Origin of the sequence: Plectonema radiosum NIES-515 (assembly GCF_025753815.1) — a bacterium.
In the GTDB taxonomy this organism is placed as follows: domain Bacteria; phylum Cyanobacteriota; class Cyanobacteriia; order Cyanobacteriales; family Nostocaceae; genus Hassallia; species Hassallia radiosum_A.
The window spans coordinates 1-5,892 of sequence record NZ_JAOWRF010000379.1 but is presented as its reverse complement, the minus strand read 5'-3'; the positions used below and the strand labels follow the sequence as shown (position 1 = coordinate 5,892).

4 protein-coding genes are annotated in these 5,892 nt (G+C 44.3%); 2 read left to right on the top strand and 2 right to left on the bottom strand.

The window, feature by feature from the left end:
• Nucleotides 1–100 precede the first annotated feature (100 nt).
• Nucleotides 101–1,138, bottom strand: a complete 1,038-nt coding sequence (patR, locus tag OGM63_RS26800) for a heterocyst master regulator PatR (RefSeq protein ID WP_263748764.1) — start codon at nt 1,136–1,138, stop codon at nt 101–103.
• A gap of 375 nt (nt 1,139–1,513) precedes the next feature.
• Between patR and OGM63_RS26795 the strand changes: the two genes are divergently transcribed.
• Entirely contained in the window at nt 1,514–2,386 is an 873-nt protein-coding gene (locus OGM63_RS26795) for a tetratricopeptide repeat protein (protein WP_263748763.1), read from the top strand.
• A 197-nt stretch (nt 2,387–2,583) separates the two neighbouring features.
• Here OGM63_RS26795 and OGM63_RS26790 read toward each other — a convergent pair whose 3' ends face one another.
• On the bottom strand, nt 2,584–3,204 hold the full coding sequence (locus tag OGM63_RS26790; RefSeq protein ID WP_263748762.1) for a TMEM165/GDT1 family protein: 621 nt from the start codon (nt 3,202–3,204) through the stop codon (nt 2,584–2,586).
• Nucleotides 3,205–3,833: 629 nt separating this feature from the next.
• Here OGM63_RS26790 and OGM63_RS26785 point away from each other — a divergent pair.
• On the top strand, nt 3,834–5,324 hold the full coding sequence (locus OGM63_RS26785; protein WP_263748761.1) for a catalase: 1,491 nt from the start codon (nt 3,834–3,836) through the stop codon (nt 5,322–5,324).
• The last annotated feature ends 568 nt before the right edge of the window (nt 5,325–5,892 follow it).

The following is a 5,892-nucleotide window of genomic DNA, read 5'->3' as shown; positions in this document are numbered from 1 at the left end:
GAGAGGGGGGGATGGGGAGAGGGGGGGAAAGAAGAATTATTCTCCTTGTCCTCCACACCACGCTTCCTCCACTCCCCCCCTCCCCCCCACCACGCTTCCTCTACTCCTGCGGCTTCGGTCGTATTATTGGCTTAGGAGCCGGTGCTTTGGGTACGGGATTTGGCACTGGCGAGGACTCGCCTTTCTTGATTGGGCGGGGGGTTTCGCCGCTACTGCGTCTGGGCGGATATGGTTTTCTGCCGCCAGCGCCACCGCCACCGCCACCACCACCACGGAAACCGCCACCGCCACCACGGAAACCGCCTTTTTCAGGTGGTCTGCGTTTTTTGGGCAAATCAGCGATCGCCGTAGCGTTTTCGATCATCAATAAATCAGCTTCTCGCTTTGCTTGGAAGTCCCAAAACTTACCGACAGCTTTTGTCCCAAGTACACCCGTAAGTTTCAACTTGAAATACTTGGGTTTGTCATCTGTCTTGCGGGGGGCTTGTTTAATCTTGACCACCAAGCTTTTAGCGTCAAAAGACTGGTAAACTACTTCACCACGAACCGAAAAACCACCATCTGTAATTTCTGATGAAGGTGTAAGATCGCTCGTAGTTTCTGCCGATTCTGATGAAGGTTCATGACTAGAAACTAATTCTTCTGACTTGGAGTCTTGATTTTCATCTTCTGAGTAATGTTTCGCCAGGTTTTCTGGCTCCCAAACCCCGACAATTTGTAGGTGCAGTGCATCATTTTCTTGCCTTGTACGCGGATATACTACCCACAAATGTTCTTTTTCTAAATCTAAATGATTCTTAACTAAACTCATTATCCGACCTAAAAGGACGGCATTGAGTTCTACACCATCTCTAGTCAACAACATTCCTTGAGTGAATTGTTCATCACTAGCAACGTAGCGACCTCGGACTAAGCCGATCGCTCGATATTGCATTGGTTCGCTGGGAGGGGGAATCGGTTGCTGCCGATTCCCTAATGCGTCTGAGACAGTCTCGCTGGGGTCAACGGAAGAATTCTCAGGCTTAGAGACGTGGGCTGGTTTTTCAGTTTCAACTTGATTTGCGGCTTCTATACGAGTTGGATCTTGATTAGAAGCAGATTTGGACGGTTCAGACGACGGCATCAGGTCGGAATTCATATAAACTCCTTGCTTAGGAGACACATCCCATTGTGGGATTTTACTAAGGCAGCTGAAAAGAGCGTTTGTGCGGCGCTTAAAAGTATATTTCTTTCAAGTTAGCCACGCATATGGCGCTCTGTGTGATACTCTAAACGCTAAACTTCTCATTTAGATACTAAATGTGTAATTTAACGCTTTTACACTAGTTTCGACAGCTTAACATAGCTACAATTTCAGAGGATTTCCCCGAAAATCATCACCTACTTTAGCAGTGTAAATTGCTAATTGTTATAAATTTCACAGCTAAATACCCGTATTCCGTAAAATTTTAAAATTTTTAACTTTCGCATTTGTGTTACTGATAATGTCATTATTCAGAAGAAGGACGGTTTTGTGTCTCAAAAAGGCAATCGTTGGATGGTTCAAGTAGTGCTGTTTGTGGCAGTGCTTGCTTTTGTCGGGGTTTCTGTGGTTCCCTTAATTACGGCATTTAATGATACGCAACGCCAAACTCAGAACACCACCACCGGCAAAGTTGCGCCTTCGCCTGCTTCTGATCCAAAATCAAAGGTGGAAGACGAAGTACGGGGTTATGAATTAGTTTTGCAACGCGAACCAGAAAATCAAGCCGCGCTTAAGGGGCTATTACAAGCTAGGTTACAGCTGCTGAGTCAAAAAGGAAAAGGTGAAATTCAGCCAGCTGACATTCAAGCGGTAATCGAACCCTTAGAAAAATTAGTCAAGCTAAATCCAGAACAAACGAAATACGCGGTGCTACTAGCGCAAGCAAAACAGCAAATAGGCGATAAAGAAGGAGCAGCTCAAGCTTATCGTTCTGTTTTGGCAACGAAACCGGGGGATATTGAAGCTTTACAAGGAATGGTGGCTCTTTTATTATCTCAAAAACGCCCCGAAGCGGCGATCGGTTTGCTGCAAGATACCCTCACTACCTCAACTCAGGTAAATAAAATTCAACCGGGAAGTGTGGATGCGATCGCTGTGCAAGTACTTTTGGGCAACGTCTACGCTTCCCAAAAACGCTACACTCAAGCTTTCTCTATTTACGATCAAGCAATTAAAAGCGATGCTAAAGATTTTCGCCCGGTTTTGGCAAAGGCGTTGCTCATCAAAGAACAAGGCAAAATTGAAGAGGCAAAACCTTTATTTGACAAAGCTGCCACTTTAGCACCTGCTCAATACAAAGACCAAATTAACCAACAAGCAACAGCCTCACCCACCAGTCCGACGGCTTCTCCTAAGCCGTGAGGAAGCGTGGTGTGGGGGAGTGGGGGAGTGGGGGAGTGGGGGAGTGGGGGAGTGGGGGGACAACTAACCACGCTCCTCCTAACTCCTAACTCCTAACTCCTAACTCCCAACTCCCCACTCCCAACTCCCAACTCCTAACTCCCAACTCCCAACTCCTAACTCCCAACTCCCCACTCCCAACTCCTAACTCCTAACTCCTAACTCCCTTCCATCGCTGCTATTACACCAAACACGATAAATAAGCATCCACCAATTAGGGTAAGTTGACGATCGCTAATTCTTCCAGCGATGAGTCGTCCACAACTGACGGCAATGACTGCACAAATAGAATGTCCTAATATAGCACCGACGGTTACACCAAAAGGGTTGTTGCTAGCAGCTAGAGCAATGGTGGCAAATTGTGTGCGATCGCCCCACTCTGCCATAAATGTTAATACAAAGGTTTCTACTATAATTGACAGTGGTGTTTTTTTCTTCGGCAGTTGCTTTTCTGCCTGTTCTACTGCTTCTTTTGCCTCCTCTACTACTTCTGCATCACAACTCGAAGCCGGCATTCGATTTGCGTCATATAGCAGCTTGATACCAAAGCCGATAAATAAAACAATTTCTGCGTAATGAATATAAAGCTTTGGCAAGAAAGATATCGCTTGCCCTGCTACGACAGAAATTATTGTCATTGCAGCTAAAGCCGCGATCGCACCGATTAATACTAGCTGTCGTGAGTGACGCATCGCTAAAATAACGGCAATAAAAAAGGTTTTATCTCCTAACTCGGAAACTGTAATTAATAATAAAGCTGCGGTAAAACCTGTTAACACTCTTCTCTTGCTCCTAAGGATTTTTTTCCTGTGTGAAGCTAAATGAGAGTTGCGAAACTTCACTAAGCTTCACACTTTTTTGTGTGAACTCAGTGAAGGTCTCGCTTTCAAATATCTAAATACTTGCCATCCAAACCAGGCTCATCGCCAGTATGTTGATTCAGATGCGCTGGCTTTGTTTGAAGTCTTTTTGCCAGCAGCTACTCCCCTTCTAGGCGAATATAATTATACTTCTTTACCAGCTAAAAGTCAACAAAGGAAAAATGAATAAGTGTATAACGGTTGAGTTGGGCTGGGTGGTGCTTACTGAGGTAAAAACTCATCATTTGTGACTTCTGCTATCTGCTTGTAGTTTGTGCCGAAACCTTTATCGCCACAATTGTTAAATATTAACTTGACTAATTTAATTTTTTATGAATTAGTTTTACCCCCATAACCTAACTTTCACTTTCATCAGCGCTCCTAAAGATCGAAAAATTTGTTGCCAATCGTAATCATAGCAAGTATGATTTATATACATACTCGATATGACTATGAGTTAACTGATATTGGTTCGTGTCGATTTATTTGCACACCAATGCAGTGATGTAGGGCAATCTGAGTAACTTAACCCTCGAACTTTTTTACCCATGACTGAACCGCAAAAATTGACAACTGCTGACGGTATCCCTGTTGCCGATAACCAGAATTCACTCACAGCTGGACAGCGTGGACCTGTATTAATGCAGGATTTCCACCTGATGGAAAAGCTGGCTCATTTTAACAGAGAACGTATTCCTGAGAGAGTTGTCCATGCTAAAGGGGCAGCAGCTTTCGGTACTTTTACTGTTACTAATGATATAATTGGCTACAGCAAAGCGAAACTTTTTTCGGAGATTGGTAAGAAAACGGAAGTTTTGCTTCGGTTTTCTACAGTTGGGGGAGAAAAAGGTTCAGCAGATGCCGAGCGTGACCCTAGAGGCTTTGCCATCAAGTTTTATACTGAAGAGGGAAACTGGGATATTACAGGTAATAATACCCCTATTTTCTTTATCCGCGACCCGCTGAAGTTTCCTGATTTTATCCATACCCAAAAGCGCAATCCTCAAACGAATTGCAAAGACCACAATGCAAAGTGGGATTTCTGGTCACTCAGTCCGGAATCGCTGCACCAGGTAACGATTTTGTTTTCAGATCGGGGAATTCCGAAAACCTTTCGACACATGGACGGGTTTGGTAGTCACACCTTTAGTTTAATTAATGAGTCAGGCGATCGCGTATGGTGTAAGTTTCATTTTAAGACTTTGCAAGGACATCAAACCTTGACGGAGGAAGAATCGACCAAACTTAAAGGAGAAAATCCCGATCATGCGACTCACGATTTATTTGAAGCGATCGCCCAAAAAGATTATCCCAAATGGCGCATGTGTATTCAAGTGATGACAGAGGAGCAAGCGTCAAAGCATCCAGACAATCCCTTTGACTTAACGAAAGTTTGGAAACAAGGAGAATATCCTTTAATTGAAGTCGGAATTTTAGAGCTAAATCGTAACCCTGAGAATTATTTTGCCGAAGTCGAGCAAGCTGCTTTTAGTCCTAGTGCAGTGGTTCCTGGGGTTAGTTTTTCTCCAGACAAAATGCTTCAAGCTCGGATTATGTCTTACCCAGACGCTCAACGGTATCGCTTGGGTGGTAACTATCAGCAACTACCCGTCAACCAACCTAAATGCCCGGTGATGCATTACCAGCGAGATGGCTTTATGGCATTGGGAAACAACGGTGGTAGCGCTCCTAACTATGAACCGAATAGTGCTGAGGGTACACCCAAAGAATGCCCAGCTGATGCTGAACCACCTCTACATCTGGGTGATGTCAGCGTTGATCGTTACGATCATCGTCAAGGAAACGACGATTACACCCAAGCAGGTAATCTCTATCGATTACTGACTCTTGATCAGCAAGAGCGTCTGGTTAGTAACATCGTTGGCAGTCTCAGTCAAGCAAGGCAAGACATCCAGATGCGTCAACTTTGCCATTTTTTCCGCGCAGATGTTTCCTATGGTCGTCGTATAGCTGAGAAATTAGGCATTTCGATTGATCCTGCAATGTTTCCCGCTGCTGCTCAAGCTGTAGGTATGTAGCACAGTAGAGACGTTCCGAACCGAACGTCTCTACTATTGTGTAAATATTTTAGTATTTCGGCATTGGGTTAAGCGTTACCCAACCTATGGGCGATCGCGCGATCGCACCGTTGTAATCTAGACAATAGACATCTCCATAAATTAACTATGCCTTGCCCCAAACCCTTGATTATACCTAGCACAGAATCGTCTGTGAGGATGTTTTCCAACAGATGTCTAATAGACAACCTATTTGAAAATTAAATATGCGTTGTCCACAACCCTTGATTAGACGATTCTGTGCTACGTCTGTGAGGATGTTTTCCACGACGTTTGTCTATAGGATCTTTCATAAGAAATATGCGGGAAGTTGGGAAACCGCGTCTCTGAGCGAGCGCGGAGGAACGACGACTCGTGCGAATTTATTCGCCTACCGCCTTTAAGCCTTAGAATATCCTTGTAAAATACATAGCTTTCGCTATATACTGTAAATATGTAGAAAGCAGTGTTGATGTACTTGACTCAGAAAAACCAAATACGCGATCTTAGCAAGACCGAGTTCTTGGCTCTGAGAGAGTTGTGTCGATTG